Below are 25893 nucleotides of genomic sequence, written 5' to 3'. Positions count from 1 at the left end.
AACTAAATGCAAATCATCCCGCACTATTACGAAATGCAGTCGGAGTCATTCCATAGGCATTTTTAAATAGTGTGGCATAATAAGCAGAATTGGTGAATCCGAATTCAATTGCGATATCATTGATCGTTTTTGTTGTTTCCAAAAGGACAGCCTTCGTTTTTTCTAGCCGATAATTCATAACATAATTAGAATAGGATTCCCCTTGAATGGATTTAAATATCTTCCCAACATAGGTCGTGGATAAACCAAAAATCTGAGAAATACTTTTTAAGGATAAATCAGGATTTTTATAATTTGAGATCGTATATTCCAATATGGATTCAACCAGTTTTTTGTTTTTCTCATGATAATTGGCAGTAACCTGGTTGTTGGAATCAACCAGTTCTTCTCTTCCGATTAACTGATTCATTTCAAGGTATTGCTTTGCTTTCTGACAGGATATGAATACATCTTTTTGATGGTCGACTATAAGTCCAAGACTTCCGCTTATGGTAATATGAATCATTTCTTCTGCAAATTGTTTTAATTGTTTAAAACATAACATATAATCCTCCGGGATATCCTTTTTTTCTAACATAAATAATAATCCAACCAGATCATTACCGATATCAACGGCTTTGCAGCGAAAACTTTTTTCAAATATTTCGTCTGCCAGATTACAGATGGTATAACGGTATATTTTAAACTCCTCTTCTTGTTCCTCCTCACTAAAAGACTCTAAATTCTGTATTTTTATTAATAAAACACTGAAATGATTCGCCAGATATTCCCCTCTTATCTGTCTTAATTCGTGCTCCGGAATCATTAGCGGCATTTGCTGGTCTAATAATAAACACCGTAAAAACTGTGTCCTGATATAATTCTGATGAGCATACCTTTCCTGCTTCCCTCTTGCGATAGCAATATCCAGATATCTAAGTTCGTCCATATCAGACAGCTCTTCCATATCAGCAGCATTACGGCATTTATTCACCAGCTGTACAAGCGGCTTTTTAATCTTTTTATTAAATAAAACAGATATTATTAAACAGATTAGGATAAATACTGCTGAAATACCGATAAAGGGATAACTAATATCCTGAAACGTTTTATTAAAATAGGAATAATCCTGTACATCAATGAACCACCATCCGAATTCTGCAGATTTAGAAAAAAATACCATCTGCCTCCTTACTTTATCGTCATAAACAAAACATCCCTGCATTTTATTTTTAAGAGTAATAATAGAGTAAAAATAATCGGATAAAGGTTGATTTTCTATAATATCTTTCGTATTACCTGTTACTGCATTCCCATTGGAATCTATAATATAAACACAACGTTCCTCTTTCCCGTTTTTATTAATACTGTATTGAAACCAGTCCGCATTCACATCAATGACTACCGCAGCATTGTAGTAGGGGAGGTATTGTATAAATGATACTACATTTTTGGATTCCCCAGGCATTTTAATTGTTCTTGGTACGATATATTTCTGCTCCTTAATCATTGAAGAAACAAAGTTTATAGTTTCATTTTCATTATTACTACCCAAAGCCTTAAGACACACGGAATTATTAAAATTAATAGCAGCTATATCTTCTATGTAAGAATAATAACTTTTGATTTCCGTAAGCCTTAAAAATAGATAATAGTCAACCTGTTTATTATCTTTTTTATTCTGATAAAAGCGCAAAGCTTTACTGTCACCGGCTATCACCGTCATTACATTGTCAACGTCTGTCTTTACATTCTCCACACCGCTTACCAACTGATTTAGAAGTTGTTTTGAGGTCTCTGTGGAATAATCTTTTAAATTATTCGAAAAAACTTTATAGGTGCAAATAAGAATTAATACGGTAATAACAAGAATACTGACTGAATAGGCAAGTAAAGTTTTACGGTAAACGGAATATGATAACAGCTTTTTGATAAACTTTTTCAAGCCTGGCTCCCATCTAATGTGCCTGGCACATTTATAAATACGGGGATGCGATTCCATACCACTTTGATTCCTCCATCCAGGACTGTTTATTTAAGAGGTACACTAAATGGATAGTCAATTGTAATACGTCCTTCCATAGAATCACCAATTCCTCCGTAAAGATCCGCCCTGCCATCCTCTCTTTTTACAATTCCGGAAGTAAATGTACAATCTACAAGGCTTGGTATCTTAGCCGGAGCTTTTGGATAACATGATCTGGTACCGATTATTTTTTTATTCTTTATTTCAAATGTAACAGGATCAAATTCAAAAGACACGTTCACATAAACGGCTAATTCTTCTCCATCAACCACGTCTTTATAACTTTGATGTCCTATGATTCCTATATTACCGTCTTCCAGCAGATAAGCCTGATTACAACCGCCCCATTCATCCATGGCAAAGATACCATCAATGGGAGCTGCATTTTGTATTACATCATCTGTAAGTTCATCCATAGTTTCTATTACCGCAAAACCAATCATAGCATCACAGCCATATTTCTTTTTGATTTCTTCATTTCTGGGTCTTGAGAAAACTCCGATCTTTCCGTCAGAAAGTTCCACGAGACGGATATCTTTCATATAATCCGGCCCTGTCGTAAAATAAACCAGGTCATTTAAATCAGTTCCTTTATAAAAGTAACCATAATACGTATCGATTTTACCGCTGCGTTTTCGCACATGGGTACCGCCTAATATTATTTCACCTTTGATTATACTGATGTACGGATCTTCCAACTGGTAAATCATATGATCTTTCACAAGCGTATAATCGTCTATACCTGTCTTTTCAAATAATCTCACCCAGGATCTGGCCCATTCTTCCCTTTTCTCAACCCGGCCATAGATATATTCTTTCCCGTCCCAGCTAAAAGGTATGGAACAATTATAAACATCAAATCCCTCTACTCCATGAAAGGATAATATCACACTTTCATAGATTTTATCCACTTTATCCGCCTCAAATAGATTTTTCTTACTCTTAATAGACATATAATGCCTCCTCCTTATTTTTATGAAACCCACTGAATTAACTATAGCAATTGGTAAACTTATTTGCAAGTTAAGAAAATCTTCGGAGAAGATACTCCAAAGATTTTCTTAACATAAGGAATAATTGACTGACTATTATTGACTTTCTCCCAATTGTTTGTTAAATTCAGCTACCAGATCATCAATACCGGCATCCTTTAATAATTTTAACGTTTCCTCGATATTACTATCATAATCTATTACACCGGACGCCATAGGTGTTATATTAGAAGCTATAATCGTATTAACATCAGCCAGCTGAGTCTGAAGTTTTGAACCGTCAAAGGTGAATTTGGAAGCGACTCCTTCCACCGCGTTATTATCCAGTTGATAAAGATGCTCATTGGTTATCTTCGGTGCATTGGCACTGGTATATTCGTAATTGATATTACCGATCATCCAGGTCGGGAAAGAATACGGTGCAGCACCGGATGTGACATCGGTAATCGCTTCATAATTTCTTCCATCCAGTTTCTTATAATCCGTACCCTCCGTTCCATATATAAATAAATCAAAATTATCCTGGCCGGAATATAACCAGTTAATAAATTTAACTGCCGCTTCCGGATGTTTGCTGGATAGAGGAACCGCCTGCATATTACGTGTACCATAAGGGCGGATTTCCGGTGTTTTCGTATCAAAATCCAACCAAACAAAATCATCTATTGTAATATCAGGATAGTTTTTCTTAATACCGGTAATATCTCCGATAGTACCTGCATGAACAAGCCAGTCTCCGGAACTCAACTGATTATTCATCTGGTCCTTAGTTGTTGTTAATACATCCGGGTTAATGAGTCCTTTTTCATACCACAGACGTGCTTTGTTGCAGCTTTCTTTAAAAGCATCGGTTTCGAAATAATTTTTAACAGTTCCGTCCTGATTAACATAGAACATTTTATCATATAATACATAGTTATTATCACTATTAAAGAAATAACCGCCTACCTGTTCGGTTCCGCACATTGGAAAATAAGGTTTTTGGTTACCCTCCCAGTTTTTCATAATTGTTTCGTAGGCAGTGGTTAATTCCTCAAATGTGGATGGAATTTCCAGATTGTATTTCTTCAAGATGTCCATTCTGAGGGAAGCCTGATGATTTAATGCACTTTCCACCCAATAAGCCGGAATACCGTATTGTTTGCCGCCAACCTGTCCGGATTTCATAGCACTTTCCGGATTTTTTTCTTTAATTGCAGGACCGTATTGGTTAATTATTTCAGCAAGATCTGTCAATGCTCCTCTGGAGGCGTAATTTGCCAGCGACACACGGTCGTTCATAACATGGAACATGTCAAACTCTTCTCCGGTAGAAAGCATAATATTAAGTTTCTGATCCCATGCATCCCATGCGATAAATTTTACTTCAATCTGAACACCGACACCATCTGCCAGTAATTTATCGTTTACATTTTTAAGACCTCTCTCTAAATCTTTAGGAGCATCTCCCGGAACAACATAAACCAGTTTTACCACCTCATCCGATGTCGTATTGTCATTTGATGCAGTGCTTCCCGTTGTTGACTGCCCCTCTGTTTGTTTACCTCCTGCCGTGTCCGTATCTGTTTTGTTACTGCAGCCGGCAAAAATGGAAATAACCATCATAACGGTAAGTAATAAAGCAATTCCTTTCTTCATAAACACCTCTCCTATTCATTATAATAGGTAATTACAAAACAAGATTCTTGTATTTTCAAAAAATTTATATAGTTTTGCAATTACTTTTGAATTTATAATTAACCCTTAACAGAGCCAACTATCAAACCTTTTACATAATATTTTTGTAAAAATGGATATAAAAGTACAATGGGCCCTATAGTTACAATTGCCGTTGCCATCTTAAGCGATTCCGCCGGTGCCACCGCTGATGCCGTTCCGCTTAAATACTGTAGATCTTTTAACATGCTGATTTGTGATTTTAGCTGCAGCAGTAAATATTGTACGGGATATAACTTTTCATTATCCACTAACATAACCGCATTCCACCAGTCATTCCAGTAGCCCAACCCATAAAATAATCCTACCGTAGCCAGTGCGGGAACCGTCAAGGGAAAGTATATTTTTAATGCAATTATCATATCATTAGCTCCGTCTATAGTAGCCGATTCCCTTAAAGAGTCCGGTAATGAACTCATAAAATTCCGGACTAAAAACATGTTAAACGTGTTAAACAACAGTCCCGGTACGATCAAAGCCAATAAATTATTACGCAGATGGAGCATATCACAGATTAAATACCAGGGAACGATTCCGGAACCAAATACCATCGGGATAAAGAAATACATCCCAAGAAGATTCCGGTATTTTACTTTTTTATTTGCCAAGGTGTAAGCCGCAAGTCCTGTAATTACAATCGCAAGTAAGGTTCCTGCTACTGTTATAAAGATGGATATGAAATAACTTCGTATTACATCAGACCCGCCTTGAAATATAAGTTTATAAGCATATAGAGATAACTTTTTTGGAAAAAAGCTATATCCGTTACGCATTATGGAGGTTTCATCCGTTACGGACACCATAAAGGTTAATACCATGGGTAACAGGCAAATCAGTGCGAATGCCAAAATGACTCCCCCAATGATAAAATTAGACCAATTCAGCTTTTTTTTGGTGACTGTTACCATGGTTTTCTTTTTAGGTTTGATCTTATTTTTCAATTTTCTTCCTCCTTTCTTTTTTTATGTATATAGGCAATTGTAAAACGAAATAGCTTTTTGAATATGCCCTTTAATATAATGCACCATCGGGATAAAATTTTCTGGTCAGCCAGTTAGAGCCATAAACCATAATGAATCCGATGCCTGACTGGAATAAACCGATTGCTGTAGACTGGGACATATCCCCTACCTGCCGCATGGAACGGAATATATAAGTATCAATAATATCTGTGGTTTTATATAGCGTACCATTATCTCCAACCAAAGCATATATCATACCAAAGTCACCGTACATAATTTTACCCAGCGATAATAATGTCATAATAATAATTGTGGGCATAATTAAAGGAATGGTAATTCGAAATACCTTATGTAAACGTCCGGCTCCGTCAATAGATGCAGCTTCATATAAGGAATCATCAATGCCTGTAATGGAAGCCAGAAAGATTATGGCACTCATACCGGCACCCTTCCAGATTCGCATGATCACTAGTATAACCGGCCACACGTCCGGATTGGTATACCAGTTCACAGGTTCCGTTCCGATTGATTTTAAGAACGAATTCACCAAGCCATACTCCGTAGAGAATAAACTTATTAATATATAACTGACCATAATCCAGGAAATATAACTTGGAAACAACATTACCGACTGTGTTGTCTTAACGAACCACTTACAACGCAGTTCATTCAGCAGAAGTGCCATTACCACTGCCATTATGGTTCCTGTTAATATAAATAAAACATTTAAATAAATAGTATTAAACGTAACGCGAAAAGCATTTTGTGACTGGAAGAAAAATTTAAAATTATGAAACCCGACCCACTTAGCTCTGAATATAATATCAAAAATGGAATTATTTCTATAATCATACCGCTGAAAGGCAATCAGCATATACGGATACGCCATATAACTGAATATAAATACATAAAGAATTGCCGGTAATGCAATGATATAAGAAAACTTATTTCTTGCAATATCCTGAAATAGGCTAACCTTTTTCTTTTTGTTATATGGCACCGCACTTATTTCTTTTGTTCTAACTGTTCCATATCTCTTCAAAACCTCAACACCTCCTTTTATTCTGTTTTGTTCTCATTCTAGTATGTATGTTACATGGTGTAAACCAAGGAAAAATTGCTAACATCTTTGAAAAATAGCAAATGTAATTATAATTTTTTGATATTACTTTTAAAAATCTGCAAAAAATGAGTTACAGATATAAAATTACTGCTTAAATTATTCATTTTTTATACTTAAATTCGTTAATTAGTCCAAAAGACTTGAATTATAAATGCCAATTTATTTGCTATATTCTTCCATTTGTTTTATACTTAAGGCATAAAACAAGTATGTTTATCAATCACAGCTTAATAAATTAGGAAATGATGATAGTGTTACCGAGTCATAATCAAGATTTATCAGGAGAAATTTATAGAATGGAGAATCTATCATAATGAATAAAGTATTGAAGATCTTTAAAAAAGCTCCCTATCCTGCCTTTTTGACGATTATTTCTTTTATATTATTTACAGGATTATATTTGCTTTTTACATTAACTGTTGTAAATCCATATTATATAAAAGGTCTTATTTTTATAATACCTTTTCTTTGCTTTGGAATTGTAACCTTTTATACTGCTGCGGATAAATTGAGTATTACTGCTTCAACTATAATAACCAGCCTGCTTATTTTTGCTCTCGGAATCGGAATGTCAATTGTATTTATTTTTATGTCAATCAATGCAGCGTTGACAACAACGGTTGATATTAATAGATACGAAAGGGTCTTAAAAGTTACGGGTTATCCTAATAACCCTTTAACCAGGTGTTTTCCTGATAAAATTCCAGCAGATGCTCAAAATATAAGCTTTCATTATAATCCTGCTTTCCTGCAGGGTGGTGAGCAATTTGACTTAAAGTACACATCCGATTCCGTTTCTATCAATAAATATGTAAAAGCATTATCCCAAGGTGCTAAATGGATTGGGAAATCAAATGACAGCAACGCAGAGAACAACGGTATCAATACTGCTGATTTTTATGATGCAGGTTATGATGAACTACCGGAGGATTTTACAATTTATCTTATTGAGGGTAAACCATATAAACAGAATAACTGGAATCATGGTAAGATAAGTCTGATTGCCATAAGTACTCAAAGGAATGAAATAATTTTTCATGCAGAAGACTGGTAATACCTTATGCAGAATCAGTGCTTAAAAACTTATAAATTATCTCCCATCAGGCACCATTTCGTTTTTAAATCATATAAGATATTAAGAAATATAATAGGTAAATAAGTATATGACAGATGCAGAACGATACCAAATAACAAGCAATGAATATGCTGATCTATTAATCGAATATAACGGCAATATGAATCTATTTAAGAACTATCCGGATGGATCTATTAATATTATTAACCCTAATTTTGCAGTTCTTCATATTCCGGAATATAATATGGGACCGGATAGTATAAGCAAGTTCGGATATTTTTCCATACCAACCTGCTTTGGTCTGTTATCTGACTCTGCCGATACTACTTTTCAAATTCAAAGACTGAACGAATCCTCACAGGATTATACAGGCCAAGGTGTTTTAATTGGCATTGTTGATACAGGTATTGATTATAGAAACCCTGCTTTTATTAACTCTTCCGTTACCTCCAAAGTAACTGCTATCTGGGATCAGACAATAGACAGTATAAATGATTATCCGGAAGGATTTTATTATGGTACAGAGTATAAACAGGCTCAGATTAATCAGGCCTTTTTGGCTCCCAATCCTTTAGCCGTAGTTCCAAGCATGGATGAAATAGGACACGGTACGGCAATAGCAGGCATAGCGGCCGGTTCTCCCAACCTCGAAAATAATTTTTCAGGCATTTCACCTAATGCTGAATTTGTAATTGTTAAGTTAAAACCTGCGAAACCCTATCTGAAAAAATTCTTCGTAATACCGGAAGATACCCTGTGTTATCAGGAAAATGACATTATAATGGGTATAAAGTATTTGACCCAGGTAGCGGATCGTTTAAAAAGACCTCTGGTTATCTGCCTTGGAATCGGTACCGGCCAAAGCGATCATACCGGAAACCGGATAATAAGCAGATACCTGGCTATGGTCAGTGATCATCCCGGCAATTGTGTTATCGTATCAGCCGGTAATGAGGGAAACCGCCGACACCATTATTACGGTGATATTGTAAGTCCGGCCGCTACCGATAATGTGTTTCTTAACGTGGGTAATAATGAACAGGGATTTTCCATGCAGTTTCGCAGCACCTCACCCAACCGGTTCTTTATTGATATTTTTTCGCCCACTGGTGAATTCATAACAGCAACAGCGGAAGTTTTTAATAAGACACAGATTTATAAGTATAAAGATACTATGTTGATAATAGACAACCAGCTGCAGGAACCCCAAAGTAATAATCAATTTATTGTTTTCCGATTTATTAAACCGGCGCCTGGAATCTGGCGTTTCTATATCTATGGCAAATCAGAAGAATTACCATTGCAATTTCATTTTTGGCTTCCTATGAATAATTTTATATCCAAAAGTACATTTTTTTATAAATCCAACAATAATACCACCATCACCGCACCGGGAAATCAAACTAATTTAATCTGCATGACGGCATATAATATGATAAACGGTGCTTTATATTATTATGCAAGTAAAGGTTTCACCATTAACAATTATCCTAAGCCAGACGTCGCGGCACCGGGTGTGAATCTGCTGGCACCTGGATTAAATAACCAATTCATTTTATGTACCGGTACCAGCATTGCGGCTGCTTATGCAGCAGGAATTGCAGCCATTATATTAGAGTGGGGTCTGTCAAAAGGTTATTATTCTAAAATAAATACAAGCACAATTAAAAAATTATTCATCCAGGGCGCTGACAGAGATTCCACTCTAACGTACCCAAATCCGGACTGGGGATATGGGAAACTGGATATTACCAAAATATTTGAAATGATTACTACATTTGTGGCAACTAATCCAAAACTATAATCATGCCAAGACTTTCCGAACATAAGAATGCTCCCTGATACAGGGAGCATTTCATTTTCAGCCTTATTTACATACTTACATTCTGTACAAGATATTTACACGTTACAGAGTATAAGCCTTTAATAATTTTAATGTATTTTTCAGTGAATTAATATGAGATTAATCACCAATTGTTGCATAATTATATGAACTATTTGGATAAACATATATACTTAATGATGAATCGTTAAATCCGCAAGCAACTTGTGTAAAGCTTTGACAGTTTATTTCATTGCCATGATAGGTTCCTGATCCCTCATAACCATAACCAGGATAAATTGTAGTTGATAAGATCTGTACTGGTAATTCACTATTTTCATCTAAATCGTAATCATCCTCATCATTAACGATTGTCCATTTTTTTCCGGATGTGGTTTTGGTAAAATATCCAGTTAATTCAATTACCGCTTTACCCCATTCTCCAGTATTGGTATCTTGCATTTTTATTGTGCCCTCATGAGCTGAGGTATATTTTTTAGTCGCTTTTACCGACAGTTTATTTATATTATAAGATATTAAAATAATACCATCTTTACTTGTATTTATATTCACTACTTGATTAGTAACTTTTGAAAGAAATTCTTTTTGTTCCTCAGGTGTTAGAGAATAATAATGTAGTTCCAAAATTTCTTTCGGTGTTATTTTCATACGGTCTGCCTTTGTTAACAATTTATTGTTATATTTTGTTATAGCAGAAGTATTATCTTTTTTTAGCATATCACTAAGTCCTGCTATTTGAAATTTTGTCATTTCTGCATCTGAACCGATAACGGTTATGTTATGAGTTGTTAACAAATTTGAAAATGCTTCTGTTTCTTGAACATTTAATACATCCGCTGCCATAGCAGTAACCGGCATAAATAAAGTAATAACCAATACTAACACAACTGTAAGTTTTAAAATATTTTTCATTATCTTATCCTCCTGTTATGTATGTTGGTTGGTAGAGACCAACCAACAGGTTTACTTTTCTAATAATTCTGATGCTTCAACTGTATCATCTACATTTACATTATAAGATATTAAAAGAGCACCATCCTTACTACTTATATTTACCTTTTGATTTTTAGCCTTTAAAAGGAATGCTTCTTGTTCCTCAGGTGTCATAGAATAATAATCCAGTTCTAAAATTTCTTCCGGCGTTATTTTTATATTTCCTTTCATTTTTGATAGCTTTTCATCATATTTTGCTAATACAGCAGAATATTCACTATCTATTAAATCAAGAAGTCCTGATAACTGAAAATGCGTCAATTCTGAATTGGAACCGGCAACTGTTATATTATACGTCGTTAACAAATTTGATAATGATTCTGTCTCGTTAACATTTGATTTTTCAGCAGCCTTACTTTGATTGACTAATACCGATATTGATAAAACTAAAATTATTCCTATTCCTACTAATAACAAGTTTACATTTTTTGATCTTTTTTTCATTATTATGTCACTTTCTTTGATATTTTGTTCCCATAACATCATTATTTCTTAATATAAAGCATCTTAAAAAACAAAAAATATTGGCGGACTAATTTTCGACATTTATTCTCCTTTCATATACCCACTCTGCAAAAGCCATGTGTACTATTTAATATAATCAACAAAATAGATATTTATTCTGTCATATAGTATATCGCTTGACATTGTTAAAATCACATGTAACTTAGAAATTATTTTATCAACTTATGATTTCATTGTTCATGTCTAGTAATAGACTCATGGAATTAATCGAATTGTTTCATAATTTTAGAATTTTTAGGATTTTGTCTTGAAAATAAAGATTATATGGAATATGTTTACATTTTTAAGAAATTATCCTATAATAAAACTGCATCTACTTGTTTAGATAAGGAGGTTAATATGGGGGTAAAGAACAATAGTGACAGCGAATTTTTTGAAGAATTATGTAATCGACATTATTCAAAAATATATAACTTTTGTAAAAAATTATTATATGGGTATAATTCTGATTTTGCAGAAGAGTGTACTCAGAATACTTTTTTAGAAGCTAGAAAGCAAATAACAAAATTAAAAACTCATCCTAATATAGAAGGATGGCTTTATACTACTTCCAGAAATCAAATTAATTCTTTTTTAAGAAAACAGCATGTTATTAGAAAATACGAAGTAATTTTTGATGAAGAATCATTTACTTCTTTGGCGGTTTTAGACAATAATATTGAAAAACTTTTTGAAGAAGATATTAATGTTGAACAGTTGGCTTTAGACGTATTAAAATCTTTGAGCAATCAGGAACGTGATCTTTATAACGCTTACTACAAAAAACATCTACAAATAATTGATTTATCCAATAAATACAATATTTCTACTACTGCAGTAACCACTAGAATCTATCGTTTAAATAAAAAAATAAAAAACATTATTCATACATATCTGGATAAATTGTAAATAATTTTTTTATATATGTGATTTTGCTTAATTATAGCTATATACTTATTAGATGGTAAATACGAAAGGAGTTCTCAGACATGACCAACAAGAAAAACACTAGTAATGAGAAATCAAATGCTGATATTATAAAATCAATCTATTTAGAAAAAGATAATGATATTGCCACAAGAGATAGATTGTATAAATTATTGTATCAAGCTTCAGAAGAAGATGAATTTAGTATGGATACAGATTTAATAAAAGAATGCGTGGATACCATTAATTTAATTGAGGGTGATAATGAGCAGATTTCAGAAGAGAAAATAATGATAACACGGCAAAATATTGAATCACAATATAAAAAAGGGTATAAAACAGGAAAGAGAAAACACTTTTTGAAAATAGCCTCAATGACAGTGGCTAGTATTTTATTAGTGCTTTCCCTTTCAAATGTGCTTGCCTATTCTTTTGGTTTTAATATTATAGACGTCGTATCTAACTGGGGGGCAGATAACTTTAACTTATTTACTCAGCCAAAATCGGAAGCACCAGGAAATAATGTTACCAGCAGAGTGATTGATACAAACATTAAAGAAGCTTTTAAAGATATCAATCCAAAACCTTTGCTACCCGGATGGCTGCCTGACGGCTTTTCTTTTAAGTATGTAGAAAAATACAATAGAAAAGATAGTATCAATATACTGTTATATTATGATAATGAAATCAAGGATAATAGTGTTATTATTTTTGATTATACTATTTATGTTGAAAATCAGGGCTCTGACATCTCATATGAAAAAGATGATAGGCTTGTTGAAATTTACAAAAAGGATGGTGAACAATATTATATATTAGAAAACGAAAACCAGATACAAGCAATCTGGAATGACTCTAATACAATCTATAATGTTAACGGAGACATTTCGGCAGATGAAATCAAAAAAATTATAAATCATATGGAGGTTAAAAATAATGAATAAGAACTGTAAAAAAACAATCATTATGTTATTATCTGTTATACTCTGTTTTACATGTTTCCCAATGGATATATATGCTGCTACCGATGATATATTGTCGCCCCAAGCCAGTAAATATATCCGTTCTACCAGCGTAAATATTTTTCCAGAAAGTGACGGTAAGCTTTTACTGGAAAACAAGATAGGTGCCACACGAATAGTTGATAAACTCGGAATAATAACGCTGGAGATACAAGCCAAGAAAAATGGATATTGGCAAAGTGTAGATGTCTTAGTAACAGATGACTATCTCTATGATACCGGTACTTATATTTATGATACATACTATTATGGTACTACTGGAACCCAATATCGCATTTATGTAGAATTTTATGTTGAGAATGATGGCGGATATGAAATTAAGGCTGTTACATCTACACCAAAAACTGCAGAATAAAAAATTAAGTATTTTTCCGTTACGTATTAAAACTTTTATGTAGACAACTTATTCCATCTGTGTTCGTAATTTGTTGCAGTAACATCCGATAAATTTAATACAATAATTAGGAGAACATCAGGAAATTAAAAAAAAAGTTGTCTATAATAATTTTATTTTTAATTGGGTGTGTAATTGGTATAAAATTAGTAATAACTTCTATTGTCATTAGAAAACACTTGCCACATCATTTCCGATGTCAACGTATTTACAGCGAAAGCTTTTAGCAAATATTTCATCTGCCAGATTGCAGATAGTGTACCGGTATATTTTAAACTCCTCTTCCTGTTCTACTTCATCAAGTAGTTTTAGACTCTGTATCTTTAATATTAATACACACAAATGTAAGGAGTTGTTGCAAAAAATTATAATTCAATATCAAATGAGGAATTTTATAAATTTTGTAACAGCTCCTTAATTTTTATAAGATATAAGCCTTTAATAATTTTAATGTATTTTTCAGTGAATTAATATGAGTTCTTTCCATTCCGTGGGATGCATGAATTCCTTGTCCGATTAACGCTCCTTTTATATTAAACCCACCCCGGATGGCAGCCGATACATCGGAACCGTAGTGAGGAAATACATCTACCACATAATCAATACGATTTTCTTTAGCCAGATTAATCAGGCTGGTAGTTAAATCATAGTCATAGGGACCGGAAGAGTCCTTGGCGCAGATAGATACTGTATATTCCGAACCATTTAAATCATCACCGATAGCTCCCATATCAACTGCAATAAACTCTGTAATATCCTCCGGTATCCAACTGGCGCCAAAACCTACTTCCTCATAATTACTGATTAGAAGTTTCATATTTCTTTTTGGCTTTAACCCTCCCTCTGATATGTCCTTAAGCAGTCCAAGTAAAACCGCTACAGAGGCTTTATCATCTAAATGCCTGGATTTTATAAAACCTTTGTCTGTAAATTCAAAATCAGCGTCAAAGCTAACATAATCACCGCTGTTAATACCCAATTTTATAACGTCATCTTTGCTTTTTATTACTTCATCGATTCGGATTTCCATATTTCTTTCATTTCGTTCCAAAGTTCTGGCATCATCATAACTATGTACGGAAGGACTTTTTGACAATATGGTGCCGGTATAGACTTTCCCGTCCCTGGTATGTATCTTGCAATAACAGCCCTCGATACTCTGCATGGTATAACCGCCTACCATAGTAAACCGGAGCATTCCCTCCCTTGATATAGAACGAACCATGGCACCTAACGTATCCACATGTGCTGACAATCCTAATGTCTCATCCTTTATACCGTTAACAGATATAACTAATCCGCCTTTTTTACTGCTTTCACACTGAAATCCAAATCCCTCTGCCTGATCTTTTACAAATTCCATAACTTCTTTTGTATAACCTGACGGGCTGGGTATATTAACTAAAGTTCCCAGTGTTTTAATGATATACTTCATTGTATCCATAATTAATTTTGCTCCAGTCTATCCCTTATAATTCAATCAGTACCGCCCTGCAGGGAGCACCGTCACTTCCGCCTAACTTAACCGGCGCTGCGGATAAAAAGTAATTACCCTCCTCCACCTCATTTAATCTCGCGCCTTCTAAAACTACCACTTCTTTGCCAAGTAATTCAAGATGCACTTCTCTCGGTGCTTCCACGGGTCCTACACTTTGCCCCTCAATTCCGATTAGTTCCAGGTTATATTCATTCATTAATCTGGCAAGTTCAATAGTAACAACAACATTACCCTTTAATAATAATTTTTTTTCACTCTTTTCAAGTACCTGCTTCATTTGTTCCACATCAGGCTGCTTATCAAATTGAACCACACTGCAGTTACCGATGCATTTTGTTAAATCCAGTTCTTCAATGCTTCTTGCACCCTCATAAAAATGATATGGTGCATCAATATGAGTACCGTTATGGGCGCACATATTTAATACCGTTACATTACAGGATGCACCCTCTTTCATATTTAATTTCCGTATAAAAGTAGGCGGCACATCTCCCGGATATACCACACTTGTAAATAATTCCTGGGTTATATCATAAATCTTCATGGTAAAACTCCTTTTCGGATTAATCTAATTTTAGGTTATTGCGAAACAATATAGTTGTCTTAATATTCCATACAATTCATACGAATTTTGGCATTTCGCAATCCTATTAATCTAATTTAATTAATTTTCCAGCAAAATATCCAGTTCTACCGGACAATGGTCGCTTCCTAGGATATCCTTATGAATGACTGCATCTTTTATTTTCGATTTAATTTTATCCGATACGATAAAATAGTCTATGCGCCACCCTGTATTCTTCTCTCTTGCGTGAAACATATAGGACCACCAGGTGTAAGCTCCCGTGATATCGGGATATAGGTAACGGAAAGAATCGACAAATCCGCAGTTTAACAGTTCCGTCATCTTTCCTCGTTCTTCCTCGGAGAATCCGGCGTTTCCTACATTGGATTTAGGATTTTTTAAATCAATTTCATTATGGGCAACATTTAAATCGCCGCAAAGGATTACCGGTTTAACCTCATCTAATTTAGTCAGATAATTACGGAAATCATCCTCCCATTCCATACGGTAATCGATTCTTTTCAATTCCCTTTGTGCATTAGGCGTATAAGCCGTCACCAGATAAAAATTCTCGAACTCCAGGGTAATGGACCGTCCCTCCTCATTATGTTTATCAAGCCCGAGATCATAAGCTATGGATAAGGGTTCGGCCTTAGTAAATACTGCCGTTCCGGAGTAACCTTTCTTTACTGCACTGTTCCAATACTGAGTGTATCCCGGGAAATTTAAGTCGGCCTGTTCCCGCTGCATTTTTGTTTCCTGTATGCAAAACACATCCGCATCGGTCTGATGAAAGAAATCTTCAAAACCCTTGGTTAAACATGCTCTTAATCCATTTACATTCCATGATATTAATTTCATATACGGCTCCTATCTGCCCTTTTATCGGGTCTTAAATCAGGAAATATTTCTTTTAATCTTCCAGTAACAAAATTTTTAAATCTTCAACCGTTTCTACGATTTTACCAGCACCGGCTTTCACTAATTCTTCCCGGCTTCCGAATCCATACAAAACACCGATAGAATCGATATTATTTTCCCAGGCTCCCTTTATATCGTGTAGGCGGTCTCCCACCATAACAACCTGCTCTAAGTCAGTTATATGATTCTTATCCAGCGCATAACGGATCACATCTCCCTTTTCGCAGCGCTTATTATCCATACTTGCACCGCAGATATCAAAAAAATAGGTATCCAGATGGAAATGTTCCATAATGATTCTCGCGAATTTTTCCGGTTTCGAAGTAGCCATTATAAGTTTTTTCCCGGAATTTGATAGGCTTTCGCATAACTCCTTTATTCCCTCATACTCATAATTTTCATAGATGCCGGTAGCAGAATAGTATTCCCGGTACAGATCAACTCCATGTTCTGCTTCCTCTTCACCAAACCCCCAGTATTCCATAAACCCGTATTTTAAGGGAGGTCCGATATGTTTACATAAAGAATCCAGATCCTCCACTTCAATTCCCATACGGTGAAGTGCATACTGAATAGATTTGGTAATTCCCTCTTTCGGATTTGTTATGGTTCCGTCTAAATCGAATAAGATATATTGTTTCAACTTTAATATTCCTTTCTGTGTTTTTCCTGTTAAATGTAGAGTTTCTGCCGTTTAAAAGTTAAGCTTAATAAAAAAGTTACTGTTTTAATCATAAAGACTACTGTAATCACTCAATCTTTTGGTAAGTAAAGTATAGATGTCTTCTAAGGACATATCCTTTGCTTTATCTACCCTGATTGTAAAAGGGGGTGTCTGGTTATCTATATTATTTTTAGCCAAACGTTGTTTTATTGGCGATAATTTATCCGTAAAAAATTTTTCATCTTTCGGTATAACACCGATTACTTTTTGCCCATTATTGTTAACGATGCAAAACCGTTTAATATCCTGAAAGGGTATATAACCTACAGAATTAACGGAAGAACTGTCAATGATACCGTCAAATGTGATGGTTAATAAAGGTTTCCTTTGCAAAACCCTCCCTAAATAGATTAAAAACCCGGTAAAGGATAACATCATTGACAATAACCCCGTCAACCATACTAATATCTTCCTTTCTCTCAATCCTAATATCCATATAAAGATTGAAAGTAATAATAACAAAAATCCAATAAGCATTAGTTTTATCGATTTTGATTGCTTCATTTCAATTACAATCTTTTCCACAAAAAACCTCCCTGAATATAACAACCCTATTATATTTTATATTATTTTATATGTTAATGGGAAAAAAAGCAAGCAGACCCTATGTTATTTTCTATTATATTAGAACTTTTCCGTTACTTTTCACAGGTAACAAACGCTACGTGTTTTATGTGAGTGTATTGTCACATAAAACCGGAGAATTGCAGCGTAGGAACGCTGCCTCCTCGATTTGTGTGCATTGCTTAGCATGTTATTGTTCACAACACTGCTGTTTTTGGCATTGGGAGTAAATAGTAACACTTTTCCAATATATTCATTTCCATTGACGTCCTAAAAACTGTTTAGTATACTAAAAGTAAATACCAAACTCGAATCAAGTATACTTCTGTTAGATAAGATTGCTAAAGAAAGGTCCCCGTATGAATACATTATATATCTCAGATCTGGATGGCACGTTATTAAATAAAGAAGCGGAATTGTCAGAATACACCCGGACAGTCTTAAATGAGCTGATAGCTAAAGGGATGAAGTTTTCCATCGCTACAGCCAGAAGTGCGGCTACTGTTAATGATATTCTTAAAGGAATCCGTTTAAATCTGCCGGTGATTCTAATGAACGGGGTACTTATTTATGATTTTAATCTTAAGACTTATATTAATATAGAATATTTACCCGGAGAAAGTTTCTCCTATATTATAAATGCTCTGAAGCAACATCATTTAACCGGGTTTCTATATGAAATTAAACATAATACCCAGACAACCTATTATGAACGATTGGCTCAGAAAGCCCAGCGGGATTTTTATGAAGAACGGGTCAGAAAATACCAAAAACCTTTTACACAGGTATCTGATTTTGCTCTTGTGAATCCGGACCATATTATTTATCTTGCCCTGCTTGACAAAAAGGAAAACCTGGAACCTGCGTACGAGCAGTTAAAAAGGTGTCCAGGAATTGCAATGGCTTATTATAAAGATATCTACTCGGAGGAAGAATTGTGGTATCTGGAGATATTCAGTAAAAATGCCACCAAATATAATGCGGTTTTATATTTAAGAGAAAAATACCATTATGAAACAATTATAGGCTTTGGGGATAATTTAAATGATCTGCCTTTATTTAAGGCATGCGATATAACCTGTGCAGTAAAGAATGCAAAAGAGGAATTAAAAGCTGCTGCCACCTATATAATTGGCAGCAATACCGACGATGGGGTTGTTCGCTGGTTATCCAATAATATTGACCCAGGAGGAATTATATGAAAAATACTTATTTTTATGAGACCAGTATCGGTAAAATAGGAATTACCGAAAACGGGGAAGGAATTACACATCTTACCTTTACAGATAAAAAGATCCCGGCTAACTCAGAAATAAAAGAAACTGCCCTTTTGGCAGAAGCCGCAAAACAGCTGAGAGAATATTTATCAGGACAACGTACTTCTTTTGAGTTAAATCTGCTTCCGGAAGGCACGGATTTTCAGAAAAAAGTATGGGAGGTCCTTAAGACCATACCTTACGGCAATACTTTAAGTTATAAAGAGGTTGCAGCCGCGGCCGGGAATCCGAAAGCCTGCCGTGCTGTGGGTATGGCTAACAACAGAAATCCTATCGCCATCTTTATCCCCTGCCACCGTGTTATCGGAACAAACGGTAAGCTTGTAGGATATGCCGGCGGTTTAAAGATAAAAGAACAGTTATTGCAAATAGAAAAAATATGATTAATAACTGTGATTATTCTGTATAAATATTATTAAAAAATAATATTGCTAAATTTTTTAAAAAAAGTTAAACTGTATTTCGTATCTATAAATATTTAATATTTATTTGAAATATTTTATTATATTTAATACATTTAGCCATCTTAGGAGAACTCATGGAGAATTTAGCAAAACAATTAACGATACGCTATGCCTTTTTACAAAGTACCTACTGGGTCTGTCAGTGTGCAATCTATAGCTTTGCAGCTGTTTATCTGCACTCCAAAAATTTTAACAATGTACAGATTGGTATTGTACTTGCATTGGCAGCCATTTTATCTATTATAATTCAGCCTTTGGTCGGAGCTTTTGCAGATAAAACCAAAAAGATCTCCTTACGGCATATCGTTATCATACTTATGGTTATTGTTTTTATCCTGGCATTCCTTTTATACATATTACCGGAATCTTTTCTGTTAATATCAATATTATACATTACGATCAATGCCATTTCATTTACTATAAACCCGTTATTTAATTCCCTGGCCCTATATTATTTAGATAAAGGTATTCCCATGAATTATGGGTTAGCAAGGGGGCTCGGTTCCGTATCCTTTGCTGTAATGTCTTATTTATTAGGGTATTTTGTTAACCGTTTTGGAGCAGAAATACTATTATCCATATTTTTAATCTGTTATTCTTTTACCATTTTATCCGCTTTATTGTTTAAAGTGGATATACCGGAATCGGCCTCAACCGATTTAAACCCAGGTTCTAAAATTTCTTTAACACAGGGGGATTTGGAAACACAGGTTGATGCCCCAACCGGTATTTTTACCTTTTTTATCAAATATAAGAAATTTACTTATTTCTTAATCGGTACAGCGTTGATTTATTATTCCCATACCTTAATCAATACATATCTGATTAATATAATAGAGCATGTCGGTGGCAACAGTACTGATATGGGTACTTCCTTATCCATAGCAGCCACTTTGGAACTACCTGCTATGGCGGGATTTACATACCTCATTAAAAAAGTAAAATGTAATAAGCTGGTTACCGTAGCTGCCTTTTTCTTTTTAGTTAAGGCAATCGTAACCTGGATTGCTCCAAATGTTCTTATGGTCAATGTATCCCAGGTATGCCAGCTGCTGTCCTATGCCATATTTACACCTGCTTCCGTGTATTATGTTAATGACATTATGGAGGACCATGATAAAGTAAAAGGGCAGGCTATGCTTGGAGTCGCATGCGTTGGTATCGCCGGTTCCATCGCCAATATAACAGGCGGAAAGATTCTGGATACCTTAGGTGTATCCGATATGCTGATGCTGGGAACCATTGCTACTGCAATCGGATTAATCATTATCTACTTGTCAACCGATAAGAAAATAGCGAAAGCAGCCAGACAATAAGTCGAAAACTGAGTGACAAAAACACCTCGGGCCGTTAGTATTTATGAAACGTCCTAAGGTGTTTTTACTTATTTGCTGCGGATTTTTCTTACACTGGCCGGTACGGATACGATCTGCTGAAGCGGATTCCATACAAATAATGCAATAGTAAAATCAATCATACTATGGATGACAGTGCCTAATCCTACAAGACCGATTACGGCAAACAGATACCCTTTTTCGTAATATGCACTTGTCATACCGCTTCCCCAGTAGAAGAAAGTTACTACCCCTACTTCCATTACTGCATGAATTAGTGATACAAATAATCCAAATAAAACAGTACTTTTCGGAGAACTAAGCAGATTACCGTTTTTCTTTAACATGAATGCTCCAATAGCTGCAAATACAATATGACTTAAAGCTCGAAGCACAATAACAATAGGAAAACCGGATATTAAAAATCCCAAACCACTGATAATTGCAACGGCGATTGCTACATATGGTGATATGAACATAGCAATAAATATCGGTACATGGCTTGCTAAGGTATAAGATGCCGGCCCTAATATTATTTTAGGTGCAAACATAGGAATAAGAATTCCGATTGCACTAAGTAATGCGGATAAGGTCATTAATTGTAATTTGTTTTTCTGATTCATAAAAATCCCCCTGACTTTTTATTTTTGATTATAAGAACAGCTTATATGAGCGATGCTGTTATTGTCAATATTGCTGTCTTGTCACCTGTAATGTCAAACGTATTTTATCGTATATAAACACAAATGTCAAGAGTAAATGAACGGAAAAATAAATTTCAAAGAATGTAAAAGACAGTACTGTAAGTGAATTAATTATCTTAATCTTGGATGATATTAATCAAATTTATTTTTATTCCAATTTTTGCTTGCATATTTCATAAAATAATGTTACCTTAATACAGTAATATAAATTTGAAAAGGAGGTCAGACTATGTTTATTTTAATAGTAAGTAAAAAACAACAAAATAACAACAGTATGACCCGCCTATGTATCCGTATAAGGTAATCTAATTAACATCCAATTAACATAGATACTAGTTCGCCGCAGGTTATGCTTATCCTGCGGCTTTTTTATATAATATTCATTTGGTTGATACGCCATGCAAATAACAAATTCTGCTTCTTGTAAGTTTTTGCCGGCATACACTAAATTAAAGTCACAGGTAAAATAAACCTGTGACTTTTTTATTTATGGGAATACAGCTTTAAATCAAACCAAATATTAACTGTAAGGTATATACCGATAACTTTAGTGTATGGATATACCCCAGGTAACTACATATAAAATGAGGAGAGAACTTTATGAAAAAATCAATACAGATTTATACCAATTTATTAACAAAATATTTAAAGAACAGCAAATTGCAGCTGTTTATGCTGGCAATCATTATGGGAGGAAGTATTATTATCCAGCTGATAAACCCACAGATTGTAAGCTTTTTCATTGATGGAATCGAGAAACAGAAACCCATGGATACGTTATTTCTGACAGCCGGTTTATTTATATTATCGGCTTTAGTGCAGCAGGTATTGGCAGTTGCCTCTACTTATTTCAGCCAGAATATTGGGTGGAGAGCAACAAATGCCCTGCGCCTAGACCTGGTGAAACACTGCCTGGGACTGGATATGACCTTTTTTAAGGAGCACCAGTCGGGGGAAATCGTTGAAAGGATTGATGGAGACGTTACGGCTTTGTTTAATTTCTTCTCCAAGCTTTTTGTAAGCTTTCTGAATAATATCTTTTTGATGACCGGTATCATTGTAATTCTGATGATTCAAAACACGGTTGTAGGTATTGCATTCATTCTCTTTCTGCTGTTAGCCTTTGGGGTGATGTGGAAAACTCAGAGGGGTGCCACGTATAACTTTGGCAAGGAACGGGAAATCAATGCACAATTCTATGGTTTTTTAGGGGAACATATCGGCTGTACGGAGGATATTCAGACAAATGGAGCCAGAAATTACGTCATGAGCCGGTTTTATGGTCTCTTAAGGAATTGGCTGCCGGTACAATTAAAAGCTTTTCTTTCCGGTTATAAAATCTGGATAACATTAGAGGGTATCTTTGGCATGGGAAATATTATGATATTTGCCTTAGGCGGATATCTGTGGTTTGCAGGCAAGATTTCTTTAGGTATGGTTTACCTGATGATTAATTATATCCAGTTATTAGAAAAACCTTTGGAGCAGTTAAGAGAACAGTTACTGGATATACAAAAAGCTTCCGCCAGTATTATCCGTATGGAAGAATTATTTCAAATGAAATCAAAACTTGAAACAGAGGAGGAGATCAGCGGGGATTTATCAGAAACATTCCCGGTTAATTCCATGAACCACTCCGCTGCTGCCAAAAATATAAAGGAATCTAAAAATTTTGAAAATAATATTTCATTAAAATTAGATCAGGTTTCTTTTGAATATGAGGAAAATGTTCCGGTGCTAAAAGATATCTCCTTTGAACTCCCTGCCGGGAAAATCCTTGGCATACTCGGGCATACCGGATGCGGTAAAACTACTCTGGCAAGACTTATCATAAGATTTTACGATCCTTTGTCCGGATCTATTTATCTCAATAACAGACCCCTTAAGAGTATTGGTCTGAAAGAGCTGCGGGAACATATAGCTTATGTTACCCAGGAGGTGCAGCTATTCCATGCAAATGTCAGAGATAACATAACCTTTTTTAATCCTGCCGTAGAGGATTCTTTAATTATTAAAACGATATACGAAATGGGCTTAAAAGACTGGTACGAAAATCTAAGCAACGGCCTTGATACTATGATTCAATCGGGGGGCGGGATGTCATCCGGTGAAGCACAGTTACTAACCTTAGTCCGTATCTTTTTGAAAAATCCTAAGTTAGTCATATTGGATGAAGCCTCTGCCAGACTTGATCCTATCACAGAAAAACTGGTAGATAAAGCCTTGTCAAAACTTATGGAGGGCCGGGCCTGTATCATTATTGCCCACAGACTGGGAACTGTGGAAAGGGCAGATGATATCCTTATTTTAGATGGCGGCAGTATCTTAGAATACGGGACAAGAGAACTTCTGCTGCAAAAGAAAAACTCAAAATTAAATGAATTATTAAGATATGGTATAGAGGAGGTATTAGTATAATGGACGTAAATATAATGAACGATTCAGGCGGGGCGGAATCAGTCAAAAAAACAGCTCTCTTTCCTTTATTCTGGAAAATGATGACATATAAATCCGGGTTATATACCCTCAATTGTATTCTCTGGTCCTGTATTCATGTTGAACCACTTATATTAGGACTTTTATTCAAACAATTTTTTAATATTTTAAAACCGGGTGAGAATTTTAAAATAAATCTATTCAATATCATAGCTCTCACTTTGGTTTATACGATAGGCAGAATGATTAATATTCGCTGGGGAGCTATGGTTGACAATAAACACCGCTTTATCATGAGTGCATTACTCAGAAGAAATATGTTCGAAAGTATTTTATCAAAGCCGGGCGCACGTTCCATTCCCTGTTCTCAGGGCGTAGCTTTAAACTGTTTTCGGGACGATGCGGGAACCATAGAAGATTCCATCAGCTGGACCCTGGATTTTATAGGAAATGTAGTATTTGTAATTGTTGCTGTCACCATCATGGTAAATATTAATGCTAAAATAACACTGTTTGTATTTACCCCTTTAGTTGCGGTCGTTGGAATTGTCCAGCTACTCAGGTCAAAACTGCAGAAATACAGGACAGCTTCCAGGGAGGCTACCGGCCTGGTTACCGGGGCTATGGGTGAAATGTTTTCAGCGGTCCAGGCTATTAAGGTAGCGGGGGAAGAAGATAATGTTGTCCGATATCTGGAAAAACTCAACCGGCAAAGGCATAAAATGATGTTAAAGGATACCTTGCTGACACAATCCCTGCATTCTATCTTTTATAATACCGTAAGCATCGGAACAGGATTCATCCTGCTTCTGGCAGCCGGTTCCATGAAAAGCGGTACTATGACAATAGGTGAATTATCCCTGTTTATTTACTACCTGAATTTTATTTCGGACTTTACCAGCTTCTTCGGCAGTTTTATCGCTAATAACCGGCAGGCAAAGGTCTCCTTCCTTAGGATTGCTGAAATCATGCAGGAGGATGACCTGAATAAAGCCGTAGAACACAATAACCTGTATTTGAAATCAGGACATAAGGAACAAACGGAAAATAGAGAAACTATGAATGAATTACACCGTGCTGATAATCTAAATAATATCTCCGTAGAGGGTCTTTCTTATAAATATAAAACCTCCGGAAACGGTATAAAGGATATTCATTTTCAATTAAAAAAAGGTTCCTTTACTGTAATTACAGGGCGCATCGGTTCCGGTAAATCTACTTTACTGAAAGTTTTGCTCGGCCTGTTGCCTACAGAAGATGGATGTATCAAATGGAATGGTAAAATTGTAACAAATCCCTCAGAATTTTTTATAACCCCGCATTGTGCCTACACCCCTCAGATTCCAGGCCTGGTCAGTGACAGTATAAAAAATAATATCCTGTTTGGCTTACAGGAGGAATCCGTTGATCTTAATAACTCCCTCCATGCAGCCGTACTGGAGAAAGATATCAAGGAATTGGATAATGGTTTGGATACGGTAATCGGCCCAAAGGGGGTAAAACTCTCCGGCGGACAGATTCAAAGAGTTGCTGTAGCAAGAATGTTTGCCAGAAGAGCAGAGCTGTTGGTCTTTGACGATATATCAAGCGCATTGGACGTGGAAACCGAGAATAAACTATGGAGCCGGTTATTTAGCGGCCGTCCCGCTACCTGCCTTGTAGTCTCCAACCGCAGAGGTGCCTTAAAACAGGCAGACCAGATAATCGTAATGAAAGACGGCAGGATTGAAGCTGCCGGCAAACTGGAGGAATTATTAGAGCACTGTGACGAAATGAAAGCAATATGGGGATAGATATAATAGTTTGGCTATTATTTAAATTAATTTAGAGTATTCCTAAGTGGCTGTCGC

23 protein-coding genes are annotated in these 25893 nt (G+C 35.3%); 10 read left to right on the top strand and 13 right to left on the bottom strand.

Annotation, left to right across the window (positions count from 1 at the left end):
* Positions 1 to 13: 13 nt before the first annotated feature.
* The 5 genes from RBU59_RS16090 to RBU59_RS16070 all read right to left on the bottom strand — a co-directional run bounded on the left by RBU59_RS16090 (position 14) and on the right by RBU59_RS16070 (position 6717).
* On the bottom strand, positions 14 to 1924 hold the full coding sequence (locus tag RBU59_RS16090) for an AraC family transcriptional regulator (protein ID WP_308143523.1): 1911 nt from the start codon (positions 1922 to 1924) through the stop codon (positions 14 to 16).
* 86 nt (positions 1925 to 2010) lie between these two features.
* Positions 2011 to 2958: a DUF1861 family protein gene (locus RBU59_RS16085; RefSeq protein ID WP_308143522.1), complete on the bottom strand. Its 948-nt coding sequence runs from the start codon at positions 2956 to 2958 to the stop codon at positions 2011 to 2013.
* A gap of 135 nt (positions 2959 to 3093) precedes the next feature.
* Positions 3094 to 4635, bottom strand: coding sequence for an extracellular solute-binding protein (locus tag RBU59_RS16080; RefSeq protein ID WP_308143521.1), 1542 nt, complete (start codon positions 4633 to 4635; stop codon positions 3094 to 3096).
* Between the two features lie 98 nt (positions 4636 to 4733).
* Entirely contained in the window at positions 4734 to 5654 is a 921-nt protein-coding gene (locus tag RBU59_RS16075; protein WP_308143520.1) for a carbohydrate ABC transporter permease, read from the bottom strand.
* Between the two features lie 70 nt (positions 5655 to 5724).
* Positions 5725 to 6717 (bottom strand): ABC transporter permease, encoded by a 993-nt coding sequence (locus RBU59_RS16070; protein ID WP_308143519.1) that lies wholly within the window; start codon positions 6715 to 6717, stop codon positions 5725 to 5727.
* A 394-nt stretch (positions 6718 to 7111) separates the two neighbouring features.
* Between RBU59_RS16070 and RBU59_RS16065 the strand changes: the two genes are divergently transcribed.
* Both RBU59_RS16065 and RBU59_RS16060 read left to right on the top strand, forming a co-directional pair.
* Entirely contained in the window at positions 7112 to 7852 is a 741-nt protein-coding gene (locus RBU59_RS16065; protein WP_308143518.1) for a hypothetical protein, read from the top strand.
* Positions 7853 to 7961: 109 nt separating this feature from the next.
* Complete coding sequence (locus tag RBU59_RS16060) at positions 7962 to 9677, top strand: S8 family peptidase (RefSeq protein ID WP_308143517.1); 1716 nt, start codon at positions 7962 to 7964, stop codon at positions 9675 to 9677.
* Positions 9678 to 9836: 159 nt separating this feature from the next.
* On the opposite strand, the gene RBU59_RS16055 is transcribed toward RBU59_RS16060, so the two are convergent.
* Together RBU59_RS16055 and RBU59_RS16050 are read right to left on the bottom strand one after the other, a co-directional pair.
* The gene (locus tag RBU59_RS16055; protein ID WP_308143516.1) at positions 9837 to 10628 is read right to left on the bottom strand and encodes a hypothetical protein; all 792 of its coding nucleotides are present in this window, start codon (positions 10626 to 10628) and stop codon (positions 9837 to 9839) included.
* 51 nt (positions 10629 to 10679) lie between these two features.
* Positions 10680 to 11153, bottom strand: a complete 474-nt coding sequence (locus tag RBU59_RS16050) for a hypothetical protein (protein ID WP_308143515.1) — start codon at positions 11151 to 11153, stop codon at positions 10680 to 10682.
* 420 nt (positions 11154 to 11573) lie between these two features.
* Between RBU59_RS16050 and RBU59_RS16045 the strand changes: the two genes are divergently transcribed.
* The 3 genes from RBU59_RS16045 to RBU59_RS16035 all read left to right on the top strand — a co-directional run bounded on the left by RBU59_RS16045 (position 11574) and on the right by RBU59_RS16035 (position 13517).
* Positions 11574 to 12122: an RNA polymerase sigma factor gene (locus RBU59_RS16045; protein WP_308143514.1), complete on the top strand. Its 549-nt coding sequence runs from the start codon at positions 11574 to 11576 to the stop codon at positions 12120 to 12122.
* Positions 12123 to 12202: 80 nt separating this feature from the next.
* Positions 12203 to 13084 carry a DUF4367 domain-containing protein gene (locus RBU59_RS16040; protein ID WP_308143513.1) on the top strand — a complete coding sequence of 294 codons (882 nt, stop codon included), beginning with the start codon at positions 12203 to 12205 and terminating at the stop codon, positions 13082 to 13084.
* Positions 13077 to 13517, top strand: a complete 441-nt coding sequence (locus RBU59_RS16035) for a hypothetical protein (protein WP_308143512.1) — start codon at positions 13077 to 13079, stop codon at positions 13515 to 13517. Before RBU59_RS16040 ends, RBU59_RS16035 begins: the two co-directional genes overlap by 8 nt.
* 460 nt (positions 13518 to 13977) lie before the next feature.
* On the opposite strand, the gene RBU59_RS16030 is transcribed toward RBU59_RS16035, so the two are convergent.
* From RBU59_RS16030 to RBU59_RS16010, 5 genes are all read right to left on the bottom strand, one after another.
* Positions 13978 to 15000 (bottom strand): M42 family metallopeptidase, encoded by a 1023-nt coding sequence (locus RBU59_RS16030; protein ID WP_308143511.1) that lies wholly within the window; start codon positions 14998 to 15000, stop codon positions 13978 to 13980.
* A 25-nt stretch (positions 15001 to 15025) separates the two neighbouring features.
* On the bottom strand, positions 15026 to 15598 hold the full coding sequence (locus tag RBU59_RS16025; RefSeq protein ID WP_308143510.1) for a cyclase family protein: 573 nt from the start codon (positions 15596 to 15598) through the stop codon (positions 15026 to 15028).
* A 120-nt stretch (positions 15599 to 15718) separates the two neighbouring features.
* On the bottom strand, positions 15719 to 16480 hold the full coding sequence (locus RBU59_RS16020; protein ID WP_308143509.1) for an exodeoxyribonuclease III: 762 nt from the start codon (positions 16478 to 16480) through the stop codon (positions 15719 to 15721).
* Positions 16481 to 16532: 52 nt separating this feature from the next.
* Positions 16533 to 17183 (bottom strand): HAD family hydrolase, encoded by a 651-nt coding sequence (locus tag RBU59_RS16015; RefSeq protein WP_308143508.1) that lies wholly within the window; start codon positions 17181 to 17183, stop codon positions 16533 to 16535.
* Positions 17184 to 17267: 84 nt separating this feature from the next.
* Positions 17268 to 17789, bottom strand: coding sequence for an STM3941 family protein (locus RBU59_RS16010; protein ID WP_308143507.1), 522 nt, complete (start codon positions 17787 to 17789; stop codon positions 17268 to 17270).
* 398 nt (positions 17790 to 18187) lie between these two features.
* Here RBU59_RS16010 and RBU59_RS16005 point away from each other — a divergent pair, with 398 nt between their 5' ends.
* The 3 genes from RBU59_RS16005 (at position 18188) to RBU59_RS15995 (ending at position 20885) form a co-directional block, all read left to right on the top strand.
* Positions 18188 to 19030 carry an HAD family hydrolase gene (locus tag RBU59_RS16005; RefSeq protein ID WP_308143506.1) on the top strand — a complete coding sequence of 281 codons (843 nt, stop codon included), beginning with the start codon at positions 18188 to 18190 and terminating at the stop codon, positions 19028 to 19030.
* Positions 19027 to 19488 (top strand): methylated-DNA--[protein]-cysteine S-methyltransferase, encoded by a 462-nt coding sequence (locus RBU59_RS16000; protein ID WP_308143505.1) that lies wholly within the window; start codon positions 19027 to 19029, stop codon positions 19486 to 19488. Before RBU59_RS16005 ends, RBU59_RS16000 begins: the two co-directional genes overlap by 4 nt.
* A 155-nt stretch (positions 19489 to 19643) precedes the next feature.
* Entirely contained in the window at positions 19644 to 20885 is a 1242-nt protein-coding gene (locus RBU59_RS15995) for an MFS transporter (protein ID WP_308143504.1), read from the top strand.
* A 68-nt stretch (positions 20886 to 20953) separates the two neighbouring features.
* Here RBU59_RS15995 and RBU59_RS15990 read toward each other — a convergent pair whose 3' ends face one another.
* On the bottom strand, positions 20954 to 21526 hold the full coding sequence (locus RBU59_RS15990) for a hypothetical protein (RefSeq protein WP_308143503.1): 573 nt from the start codon (positions 21524 to 21526) through the stop codon (positions 20954 to 20956).
* Between the two features lie 681 nt (positions 21527 to 22207).
* On the opposite strand from RBU59_RS15990, the gene RBU59_RS15985 reads away from it, so the two are divergent.
* Together RBU59_RS15985 and RBU59_RS15980 are read left to right on the top strand one after the other, a co-directional pair.
* The gene (locus tag RBU59_RS15985; protein ID WP_308143502.1) at positions 22208 to 24025 is read left to right on the top strand and encodes an ABC transporter ATP-binding protein; all 1818 of its coding nucleotides are present in this window, start codon (positions 22208 to 22210) and stop codon (positions 24023 to 24025) included.
* Positions 24025 to 25836, top strand: coding sequence for an ATP-binding cassette domain-containing protein (locus RBU59_RS15980; protein ID WP_308143501.1), 1812 nt, complete (start codon positions 24025 to 24027; stop codon positions 25834 to 25836). Before RBU59_RS15985 ends, RBU59_RS15980 begins: the two co-directional genes overlap by 1 nt.
* Positions 25837 to 25893 lie beyond the last annotated feature (57 nt).

The organism is Anaerocolumna sp. MB42-C2 (genome assembly GCF_030913705.1).
Taxonomy (GTDB): Bacteria; Bacillota; Clostridia; order Lachnospirales; family Lachnospiraceae; genus Anaerocolumna.
The sequence above is the reverse complement of the archived record's forward strand: the minus strand, read 5'-3'. Positions and strand labels throughout refer to the sequence as shown.

What these genes read in the sequence shown, in the direction of transcription:
- RBU59_RS16085 (WP_308143522.1), bottom strand. Translation starts at nt 2,958, where the DNA reads ATGTCTATTAAGAGTAAGAAAAATCTATTTGAGGCGGATAAAGTGGAT.
- RBU59_RS16080 (WP_308143521.1), bottom strand. Translation starts at nt 4,635, where the DNA reads ATGAAGAAAGGAATTGCTTTATTACTTACCGTTATGATGGTTATTTCC.
- RBU59_RS16065 (WP_308143518.1), top strand. Translation starts at nt 7,112, where the DNA reads ATGAATAAAGTATTGAAGATCTTTAAAAAAGCTCCCTATCCTGCCTTT.
- RBU59_RS16060 (WP_308143517.1), top strand. Translation starts at nt 7,962, where the DNA reads ATGACAGATGCAGAACGATACCAAATAACAAGCAATGAATATGCTGAT.
- RBU59_RS16055 (WP_308143516.1), bottom strand. Translation starts at nt 10,628, where the DNA reads ATGAAAAATATTTTAAAACTTACAGTTGTGTTAGTATTGGTTATTACT.
- RBU59_RS16050 (WP_308143515.1), bottom strand. Translation starts at nt 11,153, where the DNA reads ATGAAAAAAAGATCAAAAAATGTAAACTTGTTATTAGTAGGAATAGGA.
- RBU59_RS16045 (WP_308143514.1), top strand. Translation starts at nt 11,574, where the DNA reads ATGGGGGTAAAGAACAATAGTGACAGCGAATTTTTTGAAGAATTATGT.
- RBU59_RS16040 (WP_308143513.1), top strand. Translation starts at nt 12,203, where the DNA reads ATGACCAACAAGAAAAACACTAGTAATGAGAAATCAAATGCTGATATT.
- RBU59_RS16035 (WP_308143512.1), top strand. Translation starts at nt 13,077, where the DNA reads ATGAATAAGAACTGTAAAAAAACAATCATTATGTTATTATCTGTTATA.
- RBU59_RS16030 (WP_308143511.1), bottom strand. Translation starts at nt 15,000, where the DNA reads ATGGATACAATGAAGTATATCATTAAAACACTGGGAACTTTAGTTAAT.
- RBU59_RS16025 (WP_308143510.1), bottom strand. Translation starts at nt 15,598, where the DNA reads ATGAAGATTTATGATATAACCCAGGAATTATTTACAAGTGTGGTATAT.
- RBU59_RS16020 (WP_308143509.1), bottom strand. Translation starts at nt 16,480, where the DNA reads ATGAAATTAATATCATGGAATGTAAATGGATTAAGAGCATGTTTAACC.
- RBU59_RS16005 (WP_308143506.1), top strand. Translation starts at nt 18,188, where the DNA reads ATGAATACATTATATATCTCAGATCTGGATGGCACGTTATTAAATAAA.
- RBU59_RS16000 (WP_308143505.1), top strand. Translation starts at nt 19,027, where the DNA reads ATGAAAAATACTTATTTTTATGAGACCAGTATCGGTAAAATAGGAATT.
- RBU59_RS15995 (WP_308143504.1), top strand. Translation starts at nt 19,644, where the DNA reads ATGGAGAATTTAGCAAAACAATTAACGATACGCTATGCCTTTTTACAA.
- RBU59_RS15990 (WP_308143503.1), bottom strand. Translation starts at nt 21,526, where the DNA reads ATGAATCAGAAAAACAAATTACAATTAATGACCTTATCCGCATTACTT.
- RBU59_RS15985 (WP_308143502.1), top strand. Translation starts at nt 22,208, where the DNA reads ATGAAAAAATCAATACAGATTTATACCAATTTATTAACAAAATATTTA.
- RBU59_RS15980 (WP_308143501.1), top strand. Translation starts at nt 24,025, where the DNA reads ATGGACGTAAATATAATGAACGATTCAGGCGGGGCGGAATCAGTCAAA.